Origin of the sequence: Nocardiopsis sp. NRRL B-16309 (genome assembly GCF_001279585.1) — a bacterium.
Taxonomy (GTDB): Bacteria; Actinomycetota; Actinomycetes; order Streptosporangiales; family Streptosporangiaceae; genus Nocardiopsis.
The window spans coordinates 124,152-147,971 of the sequence record NZ_LGEC01000080.1 but is presented as its reverse complement, the minus strand read 5'-3'; the positions used below and the strand labels follow the sequence as shown (position 1 = coordinate 147,971).

Sequence of the window (23,820 nt, the reverse complement as noted above, 5' to 3'; positions counted from 1 at the left end):
TGTACCGCCCGCCCCGGCGCACCAGAGAACCGTGCACCTGGGGCGGGGGTCCGCCACGGCCGGGTTCTACTCGGCCCGGATCCAGTTGCCGTTGGAGTCGAGCTCCCAGTTCTCGACCTCGGGCTCGTGGACGTACAGCTCGCCGCCCTGCATGGCGGAGAACTTGACGCGGGCGAGACTTCGGGTTTGGTCCCCATCCCCGACGAACCGCGAGAAGGAGATTTCCGAGACGCTCTCGTCGTCGGTCGGTGAGGCGGCACATTCCACGGGCACCACCGCGGAGCTGTAGTCCTCGCTAAGCTCGATCTGATCCAGGTTCTCGCCGGTCAGCCGGCTGGCCATACGTTCATCCAAGGTCGTGTCGCTACCGGCGATGTCGTTCTCCTGGTACTCGAGGTAGCGCTCAAGCCCGCCGTCCGCGAAGTCGAACTCCATCTCCACGGCACACCCCGAAGGGTCGTCCGAGTCGACCGCGGACACAGTGATGGACTCGTACACACGGTCCTCGAGGTAGTCCTCACTCAGCTCGGCAAGCTCGTCGGGGATGCGGAACTCGATACTCGAGGCCGGCTCCATCACCGGCTCCTCGGTGAAGTCGTACACGAGTGAGCCACCACCCGAGCACGCGGTCAGGGCGAGTACAGCGACCAGACTCGCGGCCACGGGGGTCTTGGCGGTCGTCACGATGGGGGTCTCCTTGATTCGGCTGGGAATCCGGGGGTTCGGCGCCACCTAGTGTGAAGCATCGAAGCGGCTCAAGGTTGTGCACATCGGGTGGTTTCGCACGGCGGGCGCGCTTACCTGGTCTTTATGTTGTTGCGCAAGCATGGCCTGTGGCTACTGGTCTTCGGTGTGATGAACGGCATGCGCTGTGTACACAGCACTCAGATGCACTCGCCTGCGAGTAAGTTCTCACGGCCGAGAAAGACCCCAGGAGACAGTGGGTCGCCATCTCCCGCGGTTGCAGATCGAGTCCGGCCAGGTCCCAAGATCGGTGCACGACACCCGGGCCGCCCGGGTGTGGAGGATCGCCGAGCGAATCGCCTCCTCAGGTCTGCTCTGCCTGGGCGACAAGGGGTACGTGGGCCTGCCGGAGGCGGTGTTCTGCCCGTTCAAGGGCCGGGGCAAGCCGCAGTGGAAGAAGGACTCCGACTCCGAGCACGCCAGACTCCGCAGCCCTGGGGAGCGGGCCATCGCCCAGCTCAAGAACTGGGACGTCCTACGTCGGCTGCGGTGCTGCCCGCGCAGGGCTGAGCCGGGCCGGTGAGATCACCCGAGCCGTGCTCGTTCTTCAACTCCGAGAAGCAGAATGAAAGACGCTCACTTCAGCCGGACCCGCCCCAGTACTTCGCCGCCGCTGTGCACACCAATGTCGCACCGTATGATCATGGATGCTTCCTGTGACACAGAAGAGGAGTGCGAGTATTTCATGATCGAGGAAATCGTGCACATCACACCGGAGCTTCTTCGGACTGAGCTCGAAGACCTGCGAAACGTGGATTGGACGAGTATCTGGTCCGGCCCTCCCCACCCGGGGACTCCCGATGTCCAGCGGTGGTGCGACCGCTACGGGTGGAAGGCGCTCACGACCGAGTTCGATCTGGACGTGCAGACACGCCATGGCAACAAATTGGATCTGCAGTCGAACGGATTCTGGCACCCGGTCGTCTCCGTCGTAGCCGATCTATGGAGGGCGATCTCCGCTCTCCCTGAAACCAAAGAGGAAGTAGTGTCCCTCGGCGTCGCGTCGTGGGAGAACTACCTGGCGCAGGGAACCGGTGTTTTCGGGGAACCGTCATGGTTGCGCCATTCCGGATCAAAGGACTATCCGCGGGCGCCTTACGACGGACTGTGGAGCAGACCGCGATCTTCCCAGGATAACCCTTATCGCCTGGCATGCTGGGATCTCAGAAATCCCTATGACGACAGCCCGATCATTCTTCTTGAACAATCGGTATCTCTCAGAACTTGGCAAGCCGCCGGTGGAGCCGGGTCCTCTGCCCGAATCTCATTCAACGCGCCTCGAAAGTTGACCCGTGGCTAGATCGGGTCGAATTGCAATTTCGGCGAGCGAGTGGCAAAGAGCGAAGGATCTCGAAGAGGAATACAACAGCCTGAGCGATGCCGAAGCCAGGATGATTTCCGACAACCTTGCAGAAGAATGCTTTCATCGTGGCCTGGTGACTACGGATGGCAGGCCTGATGTCCATGCTTATGTCGTTGAATGGGCCAAGAGCAATCCTGTTGCCCCCACGGGAAAGCCCTTCGCCTTCTGGTCGTACGAGTCCGCACCCGATCCCTCTTCAAAGCCGGTGAGTCATCGGTTTCTTGCGCAGGCGTGTGCCGAGACTCGTGGATACGAGGTTCTGGAGAGAACGGACTCTGGGAAAAAGCTTGATTCACACAGGCTCTTCGACAGGAAAGTTAACCTGGCGCTCGACAGGTACTATGATATCTCCCCAGGAGAGGTAAAAGCAGCGCGGAAGGAAGCGTGGTCCTTTCTTTCCAGATCCTACACACAGGCGACCCGCGGCAACTCTTATATTTTCGCTGCCGACGTGGCGAGGGAATCTGTTTTAGGAATGGATGAGATTCCCGAACTACTGGCCAACAAGGAGGTCGGTCTTGAAAAGATCCAGTTCGAGGTCGAATTTCCGGAGCATGGACATCTGCCCAAGGACATCAACGATTTCTTGGGGCGCGACGCGGTCCGGTCACAGATGACGATGGACTGGTATAGCGAGGACGGGCCAAGCACAGATGTCCGCCTGATGGAAGGAATCGCACTGGGGACGCCTGAACCGCACGTTCTGGCCGACAAGTTGGGGAAGGTGGATCTTCCACCAGATCTACATGCCGAGCGCAACCGAGTGATAGGGCGTTTGCGTAGTGTCCATTCTTATGAAGATCTCAGAGTAACGGGAGTCGGCGTCGCCCCTTCGCCCGGGATGGTCGGTCCCCTCCAGGTTGGACCGGTTGATCCTGGTGCGCACTCTGGGGCAAGCGCAGGCGGGCAGGGGGCGGACCGTGCGCTGGCCGACCAGGTGATCGTGAACGACCTGCTCGCGCAGCGCGGTGACCGTGTGGCCTCCCAGTTCGACATGCTGATGGCGGGCATGGGTCAGGAGGAGACCGCTGCTGCGATCTCCGCATGGGAGGCGCTGGGAAAGCCGGAGACGGCGCGGGAGCGCGAGGCCCGCCTCGGGGCCGAACACACCCGGGAGGGCTCCCAGGAGAGGGCGTCGCAGACAGCCGAAACCCCGAAGCCCAGCGCGGAGTCCCAGACACAGCCCGACAGCTCCGAAGAGGCCCCGGGGCGCCACCGGCGCACGGAGACACAGGCCGCGGCCAGGACTTCCAGCGCGATCTGGGAGACACCGAAACCGCCGTTGAAGTCGATGGCGCGGCACCGCACCGAGTGGGGACTCTACGACGACCACCACGGCTATGGGCGACGGCCTCAGACGCTCTCGGTGAAGACACCGTCCAAGGCGCCCGGCCCCTACGAGTCGCTGCTGCACCCGAAGACAGGCAAGGCCTACGAAAGCGATCAGCGCCAAGCCGAGTCGGACAGCCGGGGATTCGGGGAGTAACAGTCCACAGGCGGCAGCGCCATCCCGGTGAATCCTGAATCGGGTAGGAGGTCCGGGGCGCCCGGCCCTTCTCCCACACCACCGGACATGCGGGCCCGCATCCGGTGGCTCGCCAAACCGTCTCAAGCGACGGCCGGCCCGGCTGTCATGCCACCCGACGGCCCCGGAGCGCGCATCTGGTAATTTCATTCCGTGTGCACTGGTAAACGAGCAGAAACTCCGCTACCAGGCACAATGACCGGCTCCGGACGCCTGCTCGTGCCGGACCTGGCGCGGGGAGCGATGCTGCTCCTCATCGCCGCGGCCAACGCGCACTACTGGTTCCGGCAGGACCCGAACACGTCCGCGATCGCCGAGACGGTCGTGTCGGGCCTGCTGCACCTGCTGGTCGACGGGCGGGCCTACCCGCTCTTCGCCCTGCTGCTCGGCTTCGGCCTGGCGACGATCGCGCAGAGGTCCATCCGGGAGAGCCTGGCCGCAGGCCTCGACCGCGAACAGGCGGAACGGCGCGCCACGACACTGCTGCGCAGGCGGGGCCTGTGGCTGCTGGTCTTCGGCGCCGTGCACGCCCTCGTCTTCGCCCAGGACATTCTGGGCACCTACGGGCTCATCACCGTCCTGGTCGCGGGCATCGTCGCCGCCCGCCGCCGACGGCTCGCGCTGTTGCTGGCCGCCCTCGGCTGCGCGCTGTCGACATCCTTCCTGGCGGCGGCCGGGCCCGAGGCTGTCCTTGCCCGCAGCCACGGTCTGGCGGCGCAGGCCCTGTTCGACGAACACCTCGCCGGGGTCGCGGTCAACCTGGCGCTCTGGCTCGTCACGACACCGGCGACGGTCCTGACCTCGATGGCGCTGCCCAGTGTGCTGCTGGGGGCGTGGCTGGCGGGCCGGGGGCGGATCGAGCAGCCGCACCGGCACCGGCGGCAACTCGCGGGTGTGGTCCTGGTCGGACTCGTCATCCCCGTCACGGCCGTCCTCCCGCTCTTGATGAGCGTGGACGGCACCGGCATCCTGGCACGCGTCCTGGTCACTTGGCACCAGGGACCGGCCGGGCTGCTGGCCGGAGCCGCCTTCCTGGCCCTCGTCGCGCTGGCCGCCTCCCGGCCCACAGCGGGCACGGGAGTCCTCGGCCGAGCACTGGCGGCCACCGGGAGGCGTTCCCTGTCGGCCTACCTGTCGCAGACCGTGCTCCTGGTGCTGGCGGCGGGAGTGCTGCGTGTCTGCGGCATCGAGGCGCTGGCCTCGGTCTGGCAGCTCACCGTCGCGGTCGTCGTCTGGTCGGTCTCGGTGCTCGTGTGCGCCCTGATGGAGCGGCACGGAATCCGGGGACCCGCCGAGCGGACGCTGCGCCACCTGGTGGCCGCGGGTGCGCTGCGGTGACGGCGCCCGCGCCGAAGGGTCGGTACACGATCACCGTGGCGACGAGGTCGTCTCGTCACGGTCGTCGTCGGTCGGGTGGAGCGCCATCATGACCACGGCCGCGCCCGCCAGCGCGAGTGAGAAGACCACGGGGGTCGCCATCGCCTCCACCAGAGGCACCGGCACCAGCACCGAGGCGAGGTTGAACAGCGCGTGCAGCGCGACCACCGGCCAGAGCATTCCCACGTGTTCGTAGACGAGGGCCAGCAGCACCCCCAGCGGCAGTGCCACGGCGACCTGTACAAGGTTGCCGTGCAACGCGGCGAACACCGCCGAGCTGACCAGCGCCGCGGCCAGTGCCGGCCAGCGGCGCCGCAGCAACGGGTAGATCAGGCCGCGAATGAGGGCCTCCTCGCCCACCGGGGCGGCTATGACCAGCGCGAAGAGCAGCAGTGCCACCGGTACCGCGTTCTGCGCGTTCTGCGTGGCGTCGAAGGAGGTCGAGCCGAGCGCGGCGTAGAGCCACACGGCCAGCGTCTGGCCCCCGAGGAAGCACATCACCAGACCGGTGAGGGCGAGCGCCCAGAACTGGATCCCCCGCGCCTGCTCCGAGACGGGTCCTGCCGACCACGCACCGAAGGTCCAGCGCCGCCAGACCACGACCGCACCGAGCACCACGGGACCCGAGACGGCCGCACCGAGCACCGCCGAGCCCGACAGCAGCCCCACCGTGAGCGACACGGCGACATAGAGGGCGAGCCCGGCAGCGCACTGGGCACTGATCGCCCACCATGAGCGGGACCGCCCACCGCGGGCACTCACCGGATCCCCAGAGGTCGGGCTCGCGGCGCTGTGGTTCAAACGTTCGACCAACAGGCGGATCGCGTCACCGACGGGGGGTCTTCGGTTCGCCACGACAGTCGGTCCTCCACTGGCCGGTACTTCTCGGCGGGTCGGGTCACGCTCGCGCGGCTGGTCGCTACCGGCGCGGTCGCGCATGGGGGCGCACCACAGCCTGCCATCCCTCAGCCGTGGTCGGGTTCCCGACACCTCACTCTTCTGCCCAGATGCCATGATGGCCCTGTTCGTTCTCTCGCGGGGTGAATGTGCTGGTCTCTTCCTCTCGGTGGGGAGCACACCACGACGGCACGGCGCACAGCCGTCCTGTCACGGCACATGGAAGGTCAAGGGGAAGGCGATGGCGGGCATGGGCGGCGAGACGGACCAGGGCTCGGACGGAGACGCACAGGAGAAGGACACAGCGGATCCCGAGGGCTGTGCACCCGAGGACGACACCGGCGAAGCCGCGGAGCCGGCCGAGGACCTGGCGCCCACGCGGCTGCCCGCGCTCGCCGTGGTCCTGGCCTTCCTCGTCCCGCCGGTAGGTGCGGTGCTGGGCCACACCGCGGTGCGGCGCACCTACTGGCGACGAGGCCTGTCGCGGCTGGCGATCGCGGCCGGGTGGACGATGACGGCGTTGAGCGCCAGCGGACTGCTCCTCTACCTGCACTACCGGGACGAGGTGGCCCGGGTCGAGGCGTTGGAGGCCGCCGAGGAACAGGCCCAGGAGGAGATGCGCCAGGCGATCGCCGAGAGCCCCAGTTACGGGCTCGTCGACGAGGACTTCTGCCAGGCGTTGACCGAGGTCGCCGAGATCTCGCCCCCCACCGAATTCGTCACCAGCCAGGAGCAGATCAGCGGCACGATGATCGAGGGCTACGAGACGCTGGCGGGGACCGACACCCCGAACGCACAGGTCTACGGCGACTACGCGCACTACCTGGTCTCGTTCACCGACCACGAGGTGAACGAGCACGTCGCCCGAGCGGAGGAGCTCCAGCAGGCGGTCAACGACGACGTGCTGGCGTGCCTGCCCCTCGTGGACGAGACCCTGGAGTAGAGTCCTCGCCCACGAGGAAGCACACGAGCAGGGCTCGGGTCCGCCGTGCCGAGCGCGTCCTTGGGCTGTCAGGCGGTCTGTTCGTCCACGCCTCACCGGCCCCGGCGGCCCCGCTATCTCCGGTCGGCGGTGAACCTCTGGCGCCAGGCCAGGGACACGTAGACCAGGGCGATGAGGACCGGGACCTCGATGAGAGGGCCGACGACTCCGGCCAGGGCCTGGCCCGAGGTGACGCCGAACGTGGCGATGGCGACCGCGATGGCCAGTTCGAAGTTGTTGCCCGCGGCGGTGAAGGCCAGCGTCGTGGTGCGGTCGTAGTACATCCCGATCGCCTTGGCGAAGGCGAAGGTGCCGAACCACACCAGGACGAAGTAGACGAGCAGCGGGACCGCGATGCGCGCCACGTCCAGCGGTCGGCTCGTGATGGTCCCGCCTTGGAGCGCGAAGAGCAGCACGATGGTGAACAGCAGCCCGTACAGTGCCCAGGGTCCGATGCGGGGCAGGAACGCCGACTCGTAGCGCTCGCGGCCCATCCGCCGCTCGCCCAGGAGCCGGGTCAGGAAGCCCGCCGCCAGGGGGATGCCCAGGAAGATGACCACGTTGAGCGCGATCGTCCACGGGGAGACGTCGATTCCGTCGGTGTCCAGGCCCAGCCACCCGGGCAGCAGGTCGAGGTAGAACCAGCCCAGGACCCCGAACGCCAGCACCTGGAACACGGAGTTCAGGGCGACCAGGACGGCGGCGGCCTCCCGGTGCCCGCAGGCGAGGTCGTTCCAGATGATCACCATGGCGATGCAGCGGGCCAGGCCGACGATGATGAGCCCGGTCCGGTACTCCGGCAGGTCGGCGAGGAAGATCCAGGCCAGGGCGAACATCACCGCGGGGCCCACGACCCAGTTCACGACCAGGGAGGAGATGAGCAGGCGGCGGTCGCGGGTGACGGTGTCGAGCCGGTCGTAGCGGACCTTGGCCAGTACCGGGTACATCATGACGAGCAGGCCGAGGGCGATGGGCAGCGAGATGCCGCCCACCTCCACGGCGGCCAGTACCTCGTTCAGGCCGGGGATGAGGCGGCCCAGGCCGAGGCCGAAGGCCATGGCCAGCAGGATCCACACCGCCAGGAAGCGGTCGAGCGTGGAGAGCCGGGCGGCGACGGAGCCGGCGACGGGAGCCGGAGTGTCGGCGCGGGTCATGGGCAGGCCCTCTTGGTGTCGGCGGCGACGGTCGCGCGGGCGGTGGCGGCCAGGCCCCCCAGCGCGCCGGAAAGGGACTCCAGGGCCTCGGGGCGCAGCCGGTAGTAGGTGTACCGACCGCAGGGCTCGGTCTCGACCAGGCCGGCCTCGCGCAGGACGCGCAGGTGGTTGGACAGGTTGGTCTGACGCGCACCCGTCTCCTCGACCAGGTGCGTCGTACAGAGGGTCTCGTGGGCGAGCAGGGAGACGATGCGCACGCGCAGGGGGTCACCCAGAGCCCTGGTGAGGTCAGTGTCCACTGATGTCAGCATGTACTGATAATGTCATATCACTCCGCACTGATATGCATCCTCCGCCGGCCCGGGTCCGTGACCGGGGCCGCACCCGGGAAGAAGGTGGCACCTCCATGACCGACCGGCCCTCCGTGCTGTTCGTGTGCGTCCACAACGCCGGCCGTTCCCAGATGGCCGCCGGCTGGCTGCGCCACCTGGCCGGCGACCGGGTGGAGGTGCGCTCGGCGGGTTCGGCCCCGGCCGAATCCGTCAACCCCGCCGTCGTCGCCGCCATGGAGGAGGTCGGCATCGACATCGCCGACCAGAAGCCCAGGATCCTCACCTCGGACGCCGTCGAGGTCTCCGACGTCTGCATCACCATGGGCTGCGGCGACGTGTGCCCGGTCTTTCCCGGCAAGCGCTACCTCGACTGGTCGCTGCCCGACCCGGCGGGCCAGGGCGTGGCGGCCGTACGGCCTATCCGCGACGAGATCGAACAGCGCGTGCGCACTCTTCTGGCGGAACTGGGCGTCTGACGGCTGCCGAAGCCGGCCCATCCGCCCTCTCACGTGCCGTACATCGACACCAGCAGGGCGGCCGTGGACCCCGCGCAGGCCGTGCCGAGGACGAGCACGAGCCAGGCGGTGACGACCCAGTCGGCCCTGGGCGCGGTGTCGGGGTCCTCCTGCTGCGCGAGGTGGAGTCGGACCATGCGGGCGCGGACCGGAAGGAACGCGGCGGGGACGGCGACGAACGACATGCTGTAGAGGAACAGGATCGTGGACGGCGGATCGGGCCGGAGCACGCTCGCCCCGAGGACGATCGCGGCGAAGACCGGGGTCGCCACGTAGAACAGCCGCATCCCCCGTCTGCTCTGCTCCTTCCAGCCTCCCGGAACCCCGTCCCCGGAAGCCGACCCGAGGACCAGCGCGCGCATGCCGACCATGAAGACCGCCGTCGACGCCGCGGCGATGAGGAGCCAACCGGTCCCGGGGATCGAGAAGAGCATGTTCCTCCCCTTTCCATGCCGTGGGCACCAAGACCCTACTCCTCGGATGACCTGCGGACGGACGGCCTGCGCCGGGCGGCCCGACACCGGCGTCGAACGCCGCATGCCCTCGGGTTGGCAAAAATATGTAGATCGGTCTAGTCTGATCGCATGGGAACCAAGGGGACGGCGACACGGGCGCGGCTCATCGACGGAGCACGCGAGCTGCTGGAGGCCCACGGCTACGCGGGAACAGGACTCAACCAGGTGCTGGCCGCCAGCGGGGCGCCACGGGGCTCGCTGTACTTCCACTTCCCTGGTGGCAAGGACGAACTGGTCACCGCGGCGCTGGAAGCCGCGGGCGCCGAGGTGGGCGCCGCGCTCGCCGACCTGGCCGCCGAGGCGCCCGACCCGGTCGCGTTCGTCCAGCGGATGATCGACCTCTTCGCCACCAGAATGGTGGAGTCGGACTTCACCAAGGGCTGCCCGATCGCCGCCACCGCGGTGGACGCCGCCGCCACGAACGACCGTGTGCACGAGGTCTGCTCACGGGTCTACGCGTCCTGGCAGCGGGAGCTCGCACTTCGGCTCACGGCCGAGGGGCGCGCCCCCGAGGCCGCGGACGCGCTGGCCTGGTCCGCGCTCTCCCTCGTCGAGGGGGCCATCCTGCTCGCCCGCGCGGCCCGCAGCCGCACTCCGCTCGACCGGGCCCGGGCATCGGTGGCGCTGCTGCTCAAGGACGCCTGACCGAGGCCGGGGCCGAGGCAAGGGCCGGGACAGGCGTCGAGCGGCGCGAATCCGGCCGAAGGGCGGGGCGGCGGCACGACCGGCCGAGTGCCAGGTGCAAGGTACCGAGTGCCGGGCACACGCTCGGCTGACCGACCACTCGGCCCTACGACCGCACGGGCGCGGGGCGCCCGGCCGCCGGGCGCACAGCCGCCGGGCGCACAGCCGCACGGCTGATCCACCTTCCAGCACGGACCTGCGCGTCAAAAATATGTAGATCGATCTATAGAGGAGAAACCATGCCATCACTCCACACCGACCCGACCCCACGAGCCCTCGTCCTCGGCGCGACCGGACTCATCGGGCGCCGCCTCCTCGCCGAACTCCTGCACGACGGGCAGGCCGCTGCCGCCGGAACCCGCAGCCGCGGCAGCGAGGAGGCCCTGCTCTCCTGGCTCCGCGGGCACGCCGTGCCCACAGCGCGCCTGACCACCGTCCGGGTCGACCTCGCCCGGCCGGACCTCGGACTCGGCGGCGACGACGCGCACGGGCTGCGGGACGTGCGCGACGTCTACAACTGCGCCGGTCGCTACCGGTTCGGGATGGACCGGCAGGAGGCCAGGGCGGCCAACGTCGACAGTGCGCTGCACGCGCTCGTCTGGGCGTCGCGCCTGCCCGGGCTGCGGCGCGCGGTGCACGTCACCGGGTACCGCGCGGGCGGCGCCCTGACGGCCCCGCTGACACCGGCCGGGACGGACCGGCTCTACCGGGAACACGGCGCCTACGAGGCCGCCAAGATCGAGGCCGACGCCGTCGTGCGGGACCTCGCCGTGCGCGAGGGCCTGCCGCTGAGCATCGTCAACCCGTCGACGGTCATCGGCGACTCGGAGACGGGCGAGGCCGGGCAGTACATCGGCCTGGCCGGGACCGTCCGCGACCTGTGGCGGGGACGGCTGCCGCTTCTTCCCGGCGGGCCGTCGACGTTCGTGCCGGTGGTGACGGTCGACCACCTCGCGCGCTTCCTCGCCGCGGTCCCGGAGCACGACTCCTCCGACACCGCTGCCGTCCCCGCGCACTGGGTCCTCGATGACGGCACGCCCCCGCTGCACGACCTCCTGCGCGGCCTCGCGGCGCACCTGGGCGTGCGCGCCCCGCGGGGCAGGGTGCCGGTGGGCCTGCTGCGGCGCCTGCCCCGAGTGCTGACCGGTGTCGAGCCCGAGACCCTGGCCTTCCTCAGCGACGACCGCTACGACACGGCGTCGGCCGACGCCCTCGCCCGGGCGGCGGGCCTGTCCCATCCGCCGGTGTGGCCGTCGCTCCGGCTCTGGGCCGACCGGCTGGTGGCCGAGGACTTCGGCGAGCGCCCCCGGGTGCGGAACGCGCCCGCCGAGCGCCCGTGATCCGGCGTGGTGGGGTTCCCGCGCGCCCGCCGAGCGCCCGCCGAGCGCCCGTGATCCGGCGCCGTGCCCGCTGCCCCGAGAAGCACCGCCGCCCGGCGGACGCCTCCGGGATCACGGGGCGATCCGGCCAGCGACGCCCGACCGGGCGCGCGACGGGTCGAATCGGCGACAGGGCCGTGGGAGCTGTACGATCGGGGCGCCAAACCTCCCTCATCCCGTGCCCCGGGCAGCGTGCGGCGGGGCCCACGGCGACCACGGAAACGGACACTCATGGACGTCGAGGCAACCCAGGTGATGACCCGGACGGGTCAGTTCACCACCCCTGTCAGCTGGGAGACCCCGGTGCGCGGCAGGCTGGCGGCGGCGATCGACCGGTTGTCGGGCCCTCTGGCCGAACTGATCGAGCGCGACGCCAACGACGGGGACACACGCCTGCTGGTCGCCGACTTCCTCAGTGTCGGCCTGAACTACAGCAAGTACCAGGAGCTGACGACCGAGTACCGCACCAGCGGCGACTCCGTGGACTACGCGATCATCCTCGACGGAGACGTGTTCGCCCCGGTCGAGGTGAAGGGCGTCGGCCAGGACCTGGACATCCGCAACATCCAGATGGCCCGCCGGGTCGCGGCCGAGCACGGATCCCGGTGGGTCGTGCTCACCAACGGACGGCTGTGGAAGGTGTTCCACCTGCGCCCCCAGGAGGACGGCGGGACGACGCAGCCGGTGCCGGTGATCGACGTCGACCTCCTGGACCGCGACGCGCACGAACGCACGGTGGACCTGCTGTTCCACCTCACCCACGAGGCGGTCGAGCACGGTCGCCTGGACGCCCTGCGTCGCTGGCGCGAGTCGACGGAGGCCGCGCCGCTCGCCCAGATCCTGCGGTGGGACACCGTGGTGTCGGCGATCCTGGCCGAGCTCCGCGAGGTGTCCGAGCACCCCGGTCACACCGGGGACGCCGCCGAGGTGGTGCGCGCGCTGACCGAGGAGGTCATCGCCCGCGGCCTGCTGCCCGCCGACGCCGGGGACCCGGCCGGCGACGAGGGGAACGACGAGGCCGACCAGGCCTGAGCACACACGCTTCGCGATCCGCCCGCCCCGGCTCCGCCGCGGGCGGGTCTCGCCATGCGCGGGTCTGGCATGCGCGGGTCTCGTCATGCGCGGACCGCCGCGCCACCGCGAACCCGGACCCGACCCCTGTCCACAGGCTGTGGACAAGTCAGCTCGAACGGGCTTCCGTCCACAGCCTGTGGACAGGAATCCGCCGCGACCCGGATCGTCGGCGGCCCGCGAACGGCCGCTCGCGCCCTTGGGCGACGCCGGCCCCTGAGCACGGACTTCGACCGCTCCGGCGATCCCGGGCCGCACACCGCTGCGCTTACCCCCATTGACAGGTGTGGCCGCGCCCACAACCATGCATGTGGGAGCGCTCCCAACCTCCGCGGCGGCCGACCGGTCGTCCCACCCCCAGCGGAAGGAAGCCATGACCACGCCGACCAGGGTGCTCGCGATCAGTACGTGCGCCGCCCTCACCTGCGGCCTTCTCGCGGCCGCGCCCGCCCACGCCGACGACGATCCCGTCGAACAGATCGTCAACGGCGACTTCTCCGACGGCACCACCGGCTGGTGGGCCAGTTCCGGCATCGAGATGAGCGTCGTCGACGGCGCCCTGTGCGCCGACGTCCCCGGCGGAACCGAGAACCCCTGGGACGCCATCATCGGCCAGGACGGTGTCCCCCTGGAGGCCGACGACTCCTACGACTTCACCTACACCGCCTCGGGCGCGGACGGCGTCGTGGTGCGGGCGCTCGTCCAGGAGCCCGTCGACCCCTGGCGCACCGAACTGGACGCGCGCTCGGCCCTGGCCGCCGACCCCGCCCCCTACGAACACGTCTTCACCGCCTCCACGGATCTCCCGGAGGGCCAGGTCGCCTTCCAGATCGGCGGCGCCGAGCAGGCCTGGACCTTCTGCCTGGACGACGTTTCCCTCCTCGGCGGGGCCGAACCCCCCGTGTACGAGCCCGACACCGGCCCGCGCGTACGCGTGAACCAGGTCGGCTACCTGCCCCAGGGCCCCAAGAACGCCACCGTGGTCACCGACGCCGAACAGCCCCTGCCCTGGGAACTGGCCGACGCCGACGGCACCGTCGTGGCCGAGGGCGAGACCGTGCCCGAGGGCCTGGACCCGAGTTCCGACCAGAACGTGCACTCGCTGGACTTCGGCGGGTTCACCGAGGCGGGCACGGGCTTCACCCTGACCGCGGACGGCGAGACCAGCCACCCGTTCGACATCGCCGCCGACCGCTACGCGGACCTGGCGACCGATGCCCTGGACTTCTACTACACGCAGCGCAGCGGCATCGAGATCAGCGACGACATCGCCCCCGGCTACGGCCGCCCGGCCGGTCACGCCGGGGTCGAGCCCAACCAGGGGGACACCGAGGTCACCTGCCATCCCGACACCCCGTGCGACTACACCCTGGACGTGTCCGGCGGCTGGTACGACGCCGGCGACCACGGCAAGTACGTCGTGAACGGCGGGATCTCGGTCCACCAGCTGATGAGCGTGTACGAGCGCGCGCACCACGCCCCCACCGGCGACCCCGGCCGGGTCTCCGACTCCAGCCTCGCGATCCCCGAACGGGACAACGGCGTGCCCGACGTCCTGGACGAGGCCCGCTGGGAGATGGAGTTCCTGCTGAGCATGCAGGTGCCCGAGGGCGAGGAGCTGGCGGGCATGGCGCACCACAAGGTGCACGACGAGGCGTGGACGGGCCTGCCGCTGATGCCCCACCGCGACCCGCAGCCCCGCTACCTGCACCCGCCGTCGACGGCGGCCACCCTGAACCTGGCCGCCACCGCCGCACAGTGCGCCCGGGTGTTCGCGCCCTATGACGCCGACTTCGCCGACACGTGCGCGCGGGCGGGTGAGGCCGCCTGGGACGCGGCCGTGGAGCACCCCGACCGCTTCGCCACGGCCGGCGGCCAGGGCGGCGGGCCCTACGACGACGACAACGTGGCCGACGAGTTCTACTGGGCCGCGGCCGAGCTGTACCTCACGACGGGCGCGGCCGAGTACGCGGACGCCGTGACCGGTTCGGAGCTGCACACCGGCGGAGCCTTCACCGCCTCGGCCTTCGACTGGCGCTGGACCGCTCCCCTGGGCAGGCTCCAGCTCGCGACCGTCCCGAACTCCCTGGACGGCCGCGACGAGGTCCGCGCGTCCGTGGTGGCCGCCGCCGACGAGTACCTGGCGGCCGCGGAGGAGCACCCGTACGGCCTGGTCCTGAACCCGGAGAACGGGGTCCTCGTGTGGGGCTCCAACGGACTCGTCCTCAACACCATGGTCGTCCTGGCGACCGCCTACGACCTGACGGGGGACGCTCGCTACCGCGACGCCGTCCTGGAGGGGATGGACTACGTCCTGGGGCGCAACGCGCTCAACCAGTCGTACGTGACCGGGTACGGCGAGAACGACGCCGTCAACCAGCACAGCCGCTGGTACGCCGCCCAGCTGGACCCGTCACTGCCGAACCCGCCCGACGGCACGCTCTCGGGCGGGCCGAACTCCGACACGGCGACCTGGGACCCGGTCAGTGAGGCCAACCTGGCCGGGTGCGCGCCGCAGTTCTGCTACATCGACCACATCGACGCGTGGTCGACCAACGAGTTGACGATCAACTGGAACTCGGCGCTGGCGTGGGTGTCCGCGTTCGTCACCGACCAGGGCGATGCGGCCTCCCCGGCCGCACCGACCTGCGAGGTGGACTACACGGTGCACGGCGCGTGGGAGAGCGGGTTCACCACCCAGGTGACGATCCGCAACACCGGCGACGAGCCCGTGGACGGCTGGGAACTCGGGTGGTCGTTCACCGGCGGGCAGTCGGCGGGCCGGCACTGGAGCAGTGAGCTGGAGCAGTCCGGCTCCCGGGTGACGGCGCGGGACCTGGACTGGAACGCGGCGATCGACCCGGGCGAGGAGACGACGTTCGGCTTCGTCGGCACCGGCTCGGACCGCTCGGATCCGGCCCCCGAACTGTTCCGGCTCAACGGCGCGGTCTGCGGACAGGGGACGTAGCCACCGCCGTCGCGGTCACGGGGAGGGTTCGGCGCGGTGCCGGGCCCTCCCCGCCGTGCGAGCGGTGGCCGGTGGCGGGTTCTCCCCGCCGAACACCCGACGACCGGTGGTGGCACCCGCCGCCGTACGCATGGTGAGCGATGGCGGACGCTCCCGCCGTGCGCGCGGCGACCAGTGGAGGGCCCGCCGCCCTGCGATCGGCCTCACTCCAGCGGGACCCGCAGGATGCGGTCGTCCCCCTCCTGGGGGGAGCCGCGCCCGTCGAGGTTGCTGGTGGTGAGCCACAGCGCCCCGCCGCCCGGCTCGGTGACCACCGTGCGCAGGCGCCCGTAGTCCCCTTCGTAGGAGGACTCCGGCTCGCCGAGTCCGCCCTCACCGTCCAGGGGGACCCGCCACAGGCGCTCGCCGCGCAGGGCGGCCACCCACAGGGCGCCGCCCGCGATGGCCGCGCCGCTGGGCGAGGCCTCGGCGGGCGACCACGTCAGCAGGGGGTCGGTGTACTCGTCCCCGCCGCCGGGCCCCTCCACCTCGGGCCACCCGTAGTTCGCGCCGGGTTCGATGAGGTTGATCTCGTCGCGTTCGTCGGATCCGAACTCGGTCGCGTACAGACGCCCGTCGGCGTCCCAGGCCAGGCCCTGGACGTTGCGGTGCCCGTAGCTGTACACGCGGTTGTCGAAGGGGTTGCCCTCGGCGGGCTCGCCGTCGTCGGTGATGCGCAGGATCTTGCCCGCCAGGGAGTCGGTGTCCTGGGCCAGCGCCCCCTGGGCGGCGTCGCCGGTTCCCACGTACAGCAGGTCGTCGGGGCCGAAGGCGATCCGGCCGCCGTTGTGGTTGCCCGCCTTCGGCAGACCGTCCAGGATGACGTCGGCCTCGCCCAGCTCGTTCTCGTCGGCGTCGTACTCGATCCGGCTGATCCGGTTGTCGGACCGCGCCGTGTAGTACACGTACACGTACGGGTCCTCGGGGAACTCCGGGTCCATGGCCAGTCCCAGGAGGCCGCCCTCTCCACCGGGCACGACCCCCTCCACCCGCCCGGCTCCGGTCACCGTGCCGTCGGCGGCCACGTGCTCGACCTCGGCGGAGTCGCGCTCGGTGACGAGGGCCGATCCGTCGGGGAGGAAGCCCACGCCCCACGGGACCTCGAGACCGGTGGCCAGGTCCGTGGGCTCGCCGGGTTCGCCGGGCTCGCCGGAGCCCGCCCCCTGCGCTTCCTGCTCCGTGTTCTCCGGCCCCGGCGACCCGGGCTCCCCCGGTGCCGCCGACGTGCCGGTGCCGTCGTCCGCGCACGCGCACGCCAGCAGCAGGACGCCGAGCGCCGCGGCGGCTCCGGAGCGGTGTCCGTGAAGTGCCATACCGGTCCCCTGCCCCGCTCCCGGGGGCGCTACTCCCGCCCCCGGGCCACGACCGGGTGGGTGTGGCCGTCCCCGGATCGGCCGGGCGGATTCGTGAGCCGACGACCGTGGTCGCGGCCGCTCCCGCGGATCAGTCGCGCGGCCTCGTCCCCACGTAGACCGTGTTGGTGGCGGGCCGGTCCTGGTACGGGTTGGGGAAGCTGACCACCTCGGCCCGCACTCCGGTGAAGACCCCGCGCAGGACGTCGAGGTAGGCCTGGTCCGGCGGGTCGTTGGACCACAGGGTGAACACGCCGCCGGGTCGCAGGTGCTCGGCGAGCAGACGCGTCCCCTCCGCCTCGTAGAAGGGTGCGTGGGAGGGGTTCAACAGGTGGCGGGGCGAGTGGTCGATGTCCACGATCACCGCGTGGAAGCGGGCTCCGGGCGAGCGCGGGTCCAGCCCGCCCGTCGCCCGCTCGTGGGGCTGCTCCGCGTCGGGACCCGCCGCACCCCCGGGCCGAGATCCGGACCCGGCCGGGTTGCCCGGGTCGGCCGCGCGGGCGAAGAAGTCGCCCTGTGACAGGTGGCAGCGCGCGTCGGCGGTGAGTGTCTCCCCGGCCGGGATGAGCTTCTCCTCGTGCCAGTCGATCACCTCCTGGAGCGCCTCGACCACCACGAGGGAGCGCACGCCGTCGTCCTCCAGGACGGTGAGCGCGGTGTGACCGAGCCCGAGACCGCCCACGGCGACGTCGAAGCCGCCCTCGGGCGGTGGCCCGGCGGACCGCAGTTCGGCGAGGGCGATGCGGGCGACCTCCACCTCCGCGGCGACGAACAGGCTCGACATGAGGAACTCGTCGTCGAGCTTGATCTCGTAGACGTCGGTGCGCGCGGCCGGGTCCCAGCGCCGGCGCAGGCTGATCTCCCCCATCGGGGTGGCGCGCCAGCCCAGTTCCTGGATGCGAAGGCTCATCGGACTCCCTTGTCACGGCGGCGGTCGTGGACCCGTCCCCCGACCCTACGGGCCTGGGCGTACCGTGGCAGCTCGTCGCGGCGTCCGGGGCGCCGGGGTCGCCTGGGGCCGGGGCTTGCCAGAGGCCACCGGGGCCGAAACCCGACACGGGAACCAAGGCGACCGTGGCAGCTCGTCGCGGCGTCCGGGGGCGACCGGGCCACCTGGGGCCCGGGCCTGCCGGGAGCACGGGCACCGGAGGCCGCCATGGTCCGACACGTACGACCGCTCATCCCTGTTCGGCGCCCGTGCGTCCCTCGCTCAGCTCGTGCAGCAGGCGTTCGACATCGGTGAGCAGCGCCCCGCGCACGTGCCAGTCGCTCCCGCCCCGTGTGTGCTCCAGTTCCCTCTGGCACCGGTCGACGGCGTCCTGGGCGCACTCCAGCCGTCGGCTCAGGTCCTGCGGCACCTGGTCGCTCTCCCAGGCGCGGTCCTCGTGCAGGGTCCACAGGACGTCCGAGACGGCGTCCAGCAGGTCGCCGTACACGTGCAGGAAGTCCTCGCTCTGCGGGGGCAGTCGCCGCGGGCCGCGCTCCAGGGTGTCGAGTGTGCTCGTGATGGACCGCAGGTGCCAGGACGCGCGGTCCATGGCGTTGATCCACTCCCGGTAGGTCCGCAGACTGACCGTGGAACCGTTCCGCATCAGCAGCTTGCGCGGGTTGAACCGGACCCGCTCGTCCTGCGCCTCCACGGCGGCCCGCGCGTTCTCCCTCGTGGCGGTCAGGCTCTGCGCGATCCGGACCCACCGGCGGGTGTCCAGTCCCTCGCGCCCCTCGTGCAGGCCGGCGGCGATCTCGTCCACGAGGTAGGCCAGGGAGTCGGCGAACCCGTGCACCGCGTCCTCGGCGTCCCGGAAGCGGACGGACGGGGCGAGGACCAACTGGGTCAGGAGGGCGGAGGCCGAGCCGACGCAGACCATGATCAGGATCTCGCCCAACGGCTCCACACTCGCGGCGGTGCCCCCGGCGAAGGCGAACGCCGCCACCACGGGGATCTGCCGTCCCTGATCCCGGAAGAGGGAAGCCTGCCCCACGACGAGGGCCACCAGGACGACCAGGGCGAACGCCCACAGGTGCACACCGACGGTGAGCCCGGCGGCCCCCGCGGCCAGCACCCCGAGGAAGACCGCCGCGACGTAGCGGCTGGAGTCGAGCACGGACCGGTAGACGCTGGGGCGAACCACCAGCAGGGCGGAGAACGGGGCGAAGGCCACCTGAGAACTGTCCATCACCAGGGCCGCCACCGCCCAGGCCAGCGTCGAGGCGACGACGCTGCGCAGGATGAGGACCGCCCTCTCGCGCTCGCGTCCCCGACCGCGGACGGCGCGCCGCAGCTCCTCCCGCAGCTGCCCCAGTCGTTCGCCCAGCACGGCGCCTCCTCGGTTCAACGTCCCCGCGGACCGGACCCGCCGTCCGGCCGCGCTCCCCTCCACGCACGCCCGCCGACGCGTCCGCCACCTCGTCCGAGCGCAGGCATGGGAGCGGCGGCGTGCCGGAAGGCCGTTCGGGCGGGGAGCACGTGCGCCATCACGCGCCGGGCGGTACGGACCGAGGACCGCGGACTCACTCCTGGGCCTGTTGCAGGCGCGCGTACCCGAACTGCAGCCAGTCCGACAGCGCCACGGCGCTGAACACGGCTCCCGCGCTCCGGGTGAGGCCGGGGGCGAACACGAGCCCGAAGGCGTAGCCGGTCGCGACCCACTGCGCGGTGCAGAAGGGGCAGGTGACCAGCTCGCCCACCGCGCGGCGACCGCCCTCCCCGCGCACCTCCTCCTTCAGCTCGGAGGGAGCGGAGACGCCGCGGTACCGGGTGAAGAACGCGCGGAGCGGACTCGTCACCGGATCCTTGGCCAGCGTCCGGGAGAGCTTGTGCGTGGTCAGGCCCATGAGCACCAGGTCCCACGGCCCCACGTCCGGCGCCACGCCCCGCCTGCCGGTCACCCGGGCCGTCACCACGCCGGCGGCCACCAGGGCCGTGTACACCGCCACGGTGGCCGCGTATCCGCCCAAGGGCTGCCGACTGTCCCCGCGGTAGGCGCGCGCCTCCTCCTCGATCCTCTGCTTGGGCTCGGTCATGCCGACCTCTCCCTCCCGGACGGTGCCGTCTCTCGGCCGTCCTTCGCCGGCGCGTGACCGCCGGACCGGCGGCGCGCCCACTCACGCAGAGCCTCGACGTCCCCCGCGGAGTCGAGGTTGATCGCGGCGTTGATCTGGGCCAGATGGGAGAAGGCCTGGGGGAAGTTGCCGAGCATGGTGCCGTGCGCGTCCATCTCCTCCGAGAGCAGGCCGAGCGGCCCGCCCCGTTCGCACAGCCGCTCGAACCGGCGCTGGGCGTCGTCGACGCGTCCCGCGAGGACGAGCGCGGAGACCATGTCGAACGAGCAGAGGAGGAACGCCCCCTCGTCGGTCTCCAGACCGTCGCGGGTGTGGATCGGGTGGTAGCGCTGGAGGAGGTCACCGGCGCCCTCGACACCGAGTTCGGCGTCCAGGCGCTCCAGGGTGCGCAGGACGCGCGGATCGCGTCCCGAGAGGAATCCCACGAGCGGCACGCGCGTCAGGGAGCCGTCCACGCGGTCGCTGCCGTAGGACTGCATGAAGGCGCCCGAGCCGGGGTCGACCCCCTGTTCGAGGATCTCGGCGTGCAGCGAGCGGGCCTCCTCGCGCCATGCGTCCACCGGCGGCGGATCCCGGTGTCCGGTCAGCTCGGCGAGCTGGACCGCCCGGTCGAGGCAGACCCACAGGTACACGCGCGAGGTGGTCCAGTGGCGCGGCTCGCCCCGTGACTCCCAGGGGCCGTGGCCCCTGCACGGGCGCAGGCCGCGGGCCGCCGTCGCGATCCGCCAGAGCCCGTGGAGGTCCTGCTCGGTCAGGTCGCCCACGGCATGCTGGTAGGAGAGCGCGGCGTCGAGGACATGGCCGTACACGTCGATCTGGTTCTGGCCGCGGGCCCCGTTGCCGATGCGCACCGGGCCGGTGCCGACGTGTCCGTCGAGGTGGTCGAGCTCCTCTTCCTCGGGCGGCAGTTCGCCGTCGACGGTGTGCACGGGGCCGAGGCGCTGGGGCGTGCGGCGGAACGTGCGCAGCAGGTAGTCCAGGTAGCCGCGGGCCTCCGCCTCGTGCCCGAGGCGCAGGAAGGCCAGCACGGCCAGGGCCGCGTCCCGGTGCCAGACGTAGCGGTAGTCCCAGTTGCGGGCCTCTCCGGGCCACTCGGGCAGTGAGGTGGTCGGCGCGGCGATCAGGCCGCCGGACTCCTCGTGCAGGAGGCCGCGCAGCACGATGGCGCTCCGGCGCACGTGCTGGGCCCCGGCTCCGTCGTAGCGGGTCCGGTCGGACCAGGCGCGCCAGGACTCCAGCGTTCGTTCGACCAGGGCCTCGCAGCCGGCGGTGTCGGTGACGCCGGACTCGCCGAGGTAGTCGAGGGCGAACGCGGCGGTGCCGCCCTCGGAGATCTCGTGGCGGTACTCCACGGCGCCGTCGGCGCCGGTGCGGGGCACACCGGTGCCCCACAGCAGCGGGCCCGACCTCTCGCGCAGGAGGCCGTGCCCGTCCGGCCGCCAGTCGGCGCCGCGCCGGGCGTAGTCGGGTGCCGCGGCCACGCGGGAGACCACCGTGGCGAGCCCGGACACACAGCGCACCAGGCGCACCAGCACGCCCTCACTGCGCAGGCTGGGACCGGAGTGCCGGACGGCCAGCAGGTCGGTCACGACCGCGCTGGTACCGGCGCCCTCCCAACGGGTCTCCAGGGCCAGCGTGCCGTCGAGGTAGCGCCGCTCCACGGGGCGCGCGCCCTCCACTTCCAGGTGCCACCCTCCGCCCCGGTGCGAGTCGAGGATGCCCGCGAAGAGGGACGGTGAGTCGAAGCGAGGCGCGCACATCCAGTCGACGGTGCCGTCCGGCGCCACCAGGGCCGCCGTGGCGCAGTCGGAGAGGAACGCGTGCCCGCCGATCCACGGTTGGGGCCGGGCCCCGTCCATACCATCACCCCCGGGTCGCGGTGTCCGCGCGATCTGTCATCCATCCGACTGCCCAACGGGCGACAGGACGAAACGGCGGGCCCACCCCGGACGGGGGCACGTATGACGAGGGGCGTGCCTGGGTAGCGCACCCGTTGAGGGCCGGTCGGGCCGGGGCTCGGGCAAGTCGACGTCCGGCGCGCCTCAGCGGCCGGACGGACGACCGATGCGTGGTGCGGAGGTGTCGGCGCCGGGTGCGCTTCCGGGCCTGGACGGGCTGGAGGCCGCTGCGCCCTCCGGTCCGGACGTCGGCGCCGGGTGCGCTTCGGGGCCCGGACACGCGAGGACCCGGACCTGGGAAGAAGTCCCGGGCCTGGGGGAAGTCCCGGGCCCATCGGTCGAACACGCGGCATGGAGGGGAATCGGATGACGGGCACACGCAAACCGAGGACCGACCGGGTCGCGGTGGTCTGCGGCGCGAGCGCGGGCGTGGGCCGGGCGACGGCCCGCGAGTTCGCCCGCCGCGGCTACATGCTCGGCCTGGTCGCACGAGGAGCCGAAGGACTGGAGTCGGCCGCCCGGGAGGCCAGGGCCGCGGGAACGAGGGCCGTGACCGTCGAGGCGGACGTGGCGGACGCGGCGGCCGTGAACGAGGCGGCCGAGCGCATCGAGTCGGAACTCGGACCCATCGACGTGTGGGTGAACGCTCCGCTGCTGTCGGTCATCGGCCGCTTCACCGACGTCTCCCCCGAGGAGTACCACCGGGTCACGGACGTCTGCTACCACGGCTACGTCCACGGCACCCGGGCCGCTCTGGACCGGATGATGCCCAGGGACGCGGGCGTCATCGTCCAGGTCGGCTCGGCGCTGGCCTACCGGGGGATCCCCCTGCAGGCGGCCTACTGCGGAGCCAAGCACGCCATCCGGGGCTTCGACGACTCGGTGCGCGCGGAGTTGGCCCACGACGGATCGAACGTGCGCGTCACGGAGGTGCACCTGCCCGCCGTGAACACACCGCAGTTCTCGTGGGTGCGTGCGCGCGTGGGAGTGCCCACCCGCCCGGTTCCCCCGGTGTACCAGCCCGAGGTGGCCGCGCGGGCGATCGTGTGGTCCGCAGAGCACCCGCGTCGGCGCAGCCACTGGGTGGGCGGGTCGACCGTCGGCACGGTGCTGGGGCAGCGGGTGGCGCCGCGGCTGCTCGACCGTCGGCTCGGGGCCACCGGCGTGCAGTCGCAGGTCCGCGAGGACGAGGAGGGGCCGGTCCGGAGACCGGACAACCTGTTCCGTCCGCTGGACGACGACCGCGACCACGGCGCGCACGGGGTGTTCGACGACGAGGCGCGCTCGCGCAGCGTCCAGGAACAGCTGAACCGGCGGCGCCTCGGAGTGACCGCCGCGGCCGTGGGCGCCTGCGCGGCGGCCGCGGCCGCGTACAAGGCGGTACGCGGGTCGCGCGGGCCGCGCGGGGTACGCGGGCTCCCCGGGGCACGGACGCACGGGTTCCGGTCGCGGACACGGCCGGGCCGGTGACGAGAGGAGGAGGACCATGGCTCAACACGACCCCGCGGTGGACGAGGTCTGGGACGACTTCCACTCCGTGGTGAACATGACGGGAGAGGAGCTGCGGGAGTGGCTGCTCACCGATGCCTCCGGTGAGGAGTCGTTCGAGCAGCCCGAACCCGATCTGAACGTCTCCGGCCGCGGCGAGGAGATCGTGGCCGTGCTCAACAAGCGCAAGGCCGACGTCACGGAGTCCGACATCCGGCTGATGGGCGACGTGGCGCGCTTCGTCCACGACGCGCTGGCCGAGCCGCACCGCGAGGATCCGGGCTGGCGTCGCCGACTGATGTCGGTGGGCCACGACCCGCTGCGCCCGGACTCGGTCTGGCCGGGCGAGGAGGAGGGCGCGCCGTAGCGCCCCGGGTCGCCTGGGCACCTGAAGCTCACGGGCCCGCCTGGGCGTCAGGGCGTCGGGGCGTCGGGGCGTCGGGGCGTCGGGGCCGCGAGTACCCGATTCGTCGA

Annotated in this window: 22 protein-coding genes; 12 read left to right on the top strand and 10 right to left on the bottom strand. The window is 71.4% G+C overall.

Going from position 1 to position 23,820, the window contains the following annotated elements; translation table 11 throughout:
• Window positions 1-66 precede the first annotated feature (66 nt).
• The gene (locus tag ADL05_RS17295; protein WP_053618002.1) at window positions 67-684 is read right to left on the bottom strand and encodes a hypothetical protein; all 618 of its coding nucleotides are present in this window, start codon (window positions 682-684) and stop codon (window positions 67-69) included.
• Window positions 685-940: 256 nt separating this feature from the next.
• Here ADL05_RS17295 and ADL05_RS17290 point away from each other — a divergent pair, with 256 nt between their 5' ends.
• The 4 genes from ADL05_RS17290 to ADL05_RS17280 all read left to right on the top strand — a co-directional run bounded on the left by ADL05_RS17290 (window position 941) and on the right by ADL05_RS17280 (window position 4,970).
• Window positions 941-1,267 carry a transposase family protein gene (locus ADL05_RS17290; protein ID WP_231640786.1) on the top strand — a complete coding sequence of 109 codons (327 nt, stop codon included), beginning with the start codon at window positions 941-943 and terminating at the stop codon, window positions 1,265-1,267.
• Window positions 1,268-1,381: 114 nt separating this feature from the next.
• The gene (locus tag ADL05_RS30600; protein ID WP_156365884.1) at window positions 1,382-2,044 is read left to right on the top strand and encodes a hypothetical protein; all 663 of its coding nucleotides are present in this window, start codon (window positions 1,382-1,384) and stop codon (window positions 2,042-2,044) included.
• Window positions 2,037-3,593 (top strand): hypothetical protein, encoded by a 1,557-nt coding sequence (locus ADL05_RS31180; RefSeq protein WP_197285831.1) that lies wholly within the window; start codon window positions 2,037-2,039, stop codon window positions 3,591-3,593. Before ADL05_RS30600 ends, ADL05_RS31180 begins: the two co-directional genes overlap by 8 nt.
• A gap of 234 nt (window positions 3,594-3,827) precedes the next feature.
• On the top strand, window positions 3,828-4,970 hold the full coding sequence (locus ADL05_RS17280) for a DUF418 domain-containing protein (protein WP_053618000.1): 1,143 nt from the start codon (window positions 3,828-3,830) through the stop codon (window positions 4,968-4,970).
• A gap of 30 nt (window positions 4,971-5,000) precedes the next feature.
• Here the strand turns inward: ADL05_RS17280 and ADL05_RS17275 are convergent, their stop codons facing one another.
• Window positions 5,001-5,690: a CPBP family intramembrane glutamic endopeptidase gene (locus ADL05_RS17275; protein WP_053617999.1), complete on the bottom strand. Its 690-nt coding sequence runs from the start codon at window positions 5,688-5,690 to the stop codon at window positions 5,001-5,003.
• A gap of 466 nt (window positions 5,691-6,156) precedes the next feature.
• Between ADL05_RS17275 and ADL05_RS17270 the strand changes: the two genes are divergently transcribed.
• The gene (locus ADL05_RS17270; protein ID WP_156365883.1) at window positions 6,157-6,849 is read left to right on the top strand and encodes a hypothetical protein; all 693 of its coding nucleotides are present in this window, start codon (window positions 6,157-6,159) and stop codon (window positions 6,847-6,849) included.
• Window positions 6,850-6,962: 113 nt separating this feature from the next.
• Here ADL05_RS17270 and arsB read toward each other — a convergent pair whose 3' ends face one another.
• Both arsB and ADL05_RS17260 read right to left on the bottom strand, forming a co-directional pair.
• A complete protein-coding gene (gene arsB / locus ADL05_RS17265; RefSeq protein ID WP_053617997.1) occupies window positions 6,963-8,042 on the bottom strand; it encodes an ACR3 family arsenite efflux transporter in 1,080 nt (359 codons plus the stop codon).
• Window positions 8,039-8,353 carry a helix-turn-helix transcriptional regulator gene (locus ADL05_RS17260; RefSeq protein ID WP_053617996.1) on the bottom strand — a complete coding sequence of 105 codons (315 nt, stop codon included), beginning with the start codon at window positions 8,351-8,353 and terminating at the stop codon, window positions 8,039-8,041. Before ADL05_RS17260 ends, arsB begins: the two co-directional genes overlap by 4 nt.
• 95 nt (window positions 8,354-8,448) lie before the next feature.
• Between ADL05_RS17260 and ADL05_RS17255 the strand changes: the two genes are divergently transcribed.
• The gene (locus tag ADL05_RS17255) at window positions 8,449-8,850 is read left to right on the top strand and encodes an arsenate reductase ArsC (RefSeq protein ID WP_053617995.1); all 402 of its coding nucleotides are present in this window, start codon (window positions 8,449-8,451) and stop codon (window positions 8,848-8,850) included.
• A gap of 29 nt (window positions 8,851-8,879) precedes the next feature.
• On the opposite strand, the gene ADL05_RS17250 is transcribed toward ADL05_RS17255, so the two are convergent.
• Window positions 8,880-9,323, bottom strand: a complete 444-nt coding sequence (locus ADL05_RS17250) for a hypothetical protein (RefSeq protein ID WP_053617994.1) — start codon at window positions 9,321-9,323, stop codon at window positions 8,880-8,882.
• A gap of 150 nt (window positions 9,324-9,473) precedes the next feature.
• Here ADL05_RS17250 and ADL05_RS17245 point away from each other — a divergent pair, with 150 nt between their 5' ends.
• The 4 genes from ADL05_RS17245 to ADL05_RS17230 all read left to right on the top strand — a co-directional run bounded on the left by ADL05_RS17245 (window position 9,474) and on the right by ADL05_RS17230 (window position 15,506).
• The gene (locus ADL05_RS17245) at window positions 9,474-10,049 is read left to right on the top strand and encodes a TetR/AcrR family transcriptional regulator (protein WP_053617993.1); all 576 of its coding nucleotides are present in this window, start codon (window positions 9,474-9,476) and stop codon (window positions 10,047-10,049) included.
• A gap of 278 nt (window positions 10,050-10,327) precedes the next feature.
• A complete protein-coding gene (locus ADL05_RS17240) occupies window positions 10,328-11,428 on the top strand; it encodes an SDR family oxidoreductase (RefSeq protein WP_053617992.1) in 1,101 nt (366 codons plus the stop codon).
• A gap of 270 nt (window positions 11,429-11,698) precedes the next feature.
• Complete coding sequence (locus tag ADL05_RS17235) at window positions 11,699-12,499, top strand: hypothetical protein (RefSeq protein WP_053617991.1); 801 nt, start codon at window positions 11,699-11,701, stop codon at window positions 12,497-12,499.
• A gap of 412 nt (window positions 12,500-12,911) precedes the next feature.
• Window positions 12,912-15,506: a glycoside hydrolase family 9 protein gene (locus tag ADL05_RS17230; RefSeq protein WP_053617990.1), complete on the top strand. Its 2,595-nt coding sequence runs from the start codon at window positions 12,912-12,914 to the stop codon at window positions 15,504-15,506.
• A gap of 203 nt (window positions 15,507-15,709) precedes the next feature.
• On the opposite strand, the gene ADL05_RS17225 is transcribed toward ADL05_RS17230, so the two are convergent.
• From ADL05_RS17225 to ADL05_RS17205, 5 genes are all read right to left on the bottom strand, one after another.
• The gene (locus ADL05_RS17225; protein WP_053617989.1) at window positions 15,710-16,858 is read right to left on the bottom strand and encodes a sorbosone dehydrogenase family protein; all 1,149 of its coding nucleotides are present in this window, start codon (window positions 16,856-16,858) and stop codon (window positions 15,710-15,712) included.
• Between the two features lie 130 nt (window positions 16,859-16,988).
• Window positions 16,989-17,807: a hypothetical protein gene (locus tag ADL05_RS17220; RefSeq protein ID WP_053617988.1), complete on the bottom strand. Its 819-nt coding sequence runs from the start codon at window positions 17,805-17,807 to the stop codon at window positions 16,989-16,991.
• Between the two features lie 268 nt (window positions 17,808-18,075).
• A complete protein-coding gene (locus ADL05_RS17215; RefSeq protein WP_231640785.1) occupies window positions 18,076-19,215 on the bottom strand; it encodes an aromatic acid exporter family protein in 1,140 nt (379 codons plus the stop codon).
• Between the two features lie 193 nt (window positions 19,216-19,408).
• Window positions 19,409-19,921 (bottom strand): DUF1360 domain-containing protein, encoded by a 513-nt coding sequence (locus tag ADL05_RS17210; protein ID WP_053617987.1) that lies wholly within the window; start codon window positions 19,919-19,921, stop codon window positions 19,409-19,411.
• Window positions 19,918-21,819, bottom strand: a complete 1,902-nt coding sequence (locus tag ADL05_RS17205) for a glycoside hydrolase family 15 protein (protein ID WP_053617986.1) — start codon at window positions 21,817-21,819, stop codon at window positions 19,918-19,920. Before ADL05_RS17205 ends, ADL05_RS17210 begins: the two co-directional genes overlap by 4 nt.
• Before the next feature lie 405 nt (window positions 21,820-22,224).
• Here ADL05_RS17205 and ADL05_RS17200 point away from each other — a divergent pair, with 405 nt between their 5' ends.
• Complete coding sequence (locus tag ADL05_RS17200) at window positions 22,225-23,328, top strand: SDR family oxidoreductase (RefSeq protein ID WP_082376488.1); 1,104 nt, start codon at window positions 22,225-22,227, stop codon at window positions 23,326-23,328.
• 16 nt (window positions 23,329-23,344) lie between these two features.
• Window positions 23,345-23,713 carry a DUF3140 domain-containing protein gene (locus ADL05_RS17195; protein ID WP_053617985.1) on the top strand — a complete coding sequence of 123 codons (369 nt, stop codon included), beginning with the start codon at window positions 23,345-23,347 and terminating at the stop codon, window positions 23,711-23,713.
• The last annotated feature ends 107 nt before the right edge of the window (window positions 23,714-23,820 follow it).

Coding starts and splice junctions, on each gene's coding strand:
- ADL05_RS30600 (WP_156365884.1), top strand. CDS start 1,382: ATGATCATGGATGCTTCCTGTGACACAGAAGAGGAGTGCGAGTATTTC.
- ADL05_RS17280 (WP_053618000.1), top strand. CDS start 3,828: ATGACCGGCTCCGGACGCCTGCTCGTGCCGGACCTGGCGCGGGGAGCG.
- ADL05_RS17270 (WP_156365883.1), top strand. CDS start 6,157: ATGGGCGGCGAGACGGACCAGGGCTCGGACGGAGACGCACAGGAGAAG.
- arsB (WP_053617997.1), bottom strand. CDS start 8,042: ATGACCCGCGCCGACACTCCGGCTCCCGTCGCCGGCTCCGTCGCCGCC.
- ADL05_RS17260 (WP_053617996.1), bottom strand. CDS start 8,353: ATGCTGACATCAGTGGACACTGACCTCACCAGGGCTCTGGGTGACCCC.
- ADL05_RS17255 (WP_053617995.1), top strand. CDS start 8,449: ATGACCGACCGGCCCTCCGTGCTGTTCGTGTGCGTCCACAACGCCGGC.
- ADL05_RS17250 (WP_053617994.1), bottom strand. CDS start 9,323: ATGCTCTTCTCGATCCCCGGGACCGGTTGGCTCCTCATCGCCGCGGCG.
- ADL05_RS17245 (WP_053617993.1), top strand. CDS start 9,474: ATGGGAACCAAGGGGACGGCGACACGGGCGCGGCTCATCGACGGAGCA.
- ADL05_RS17240 (WP_053617992.1), top strand. CDS start 10,328: ATGCCATCACTCCACACCGACCCGACCCCACGAGCCCTCGTCCTCGGC.
- ADL05_RS17235 (WP_053617991.1), top strand. CDS start 11,699: ATGGACGTCGAGGCAACCCAGGTGATGACCCGGACGGGTCAGTTCACC.
- ADL05_RS17230 (WP_053617990.1), top strand. CDS start 12,912: ATGACCACGCCGACCAGGGTGCTCGCGATCAGTACGTGCGCCGCCCTC.
- ADL05_RS17225 (WP_053617989.1), bottom strand. CDS start 16,858: ATGGCACTTCACGGACACCGCTCCGGAGCCGCCGCGGCGCTCGGCGTC.
- ADL05_RS17220 (WP_053617988.1), bottom strand. CDS start 17,807: ATGAGCCTTCGCATCCAGGAACTGGGCTGGCGCGCCACCCCGATGGGG.
- ADL05_RS17210 (WP_053617987.1), bottom strand. CDS start 19,921: ATGACCGAGCCCAAGCAGAGGATCGAGGAGGAGGCGCGCGCCTACCGC.
- ADL05_RS17205 (WP_053617986.1), bottom strand. CDS start 21,819: ATGGACGGGGCCCGGCCCCAACCGTGGATCGGCGGGCACGCGTTCCTC.
- ADL05_RS17200 (WP_082376488.1), top strand. CDS start 22,225: ATGACGGGCACACGCAAACCGAGGACCGACCGGGTCGCGGTGGTCTGC.
- ADL05_RS17195 (WP_053617985.1), top strand. CDS start 23,345: ATGGCTCAACACGACCCCGCGGTGGACGAGGTCTGGGACGACTTCCAC.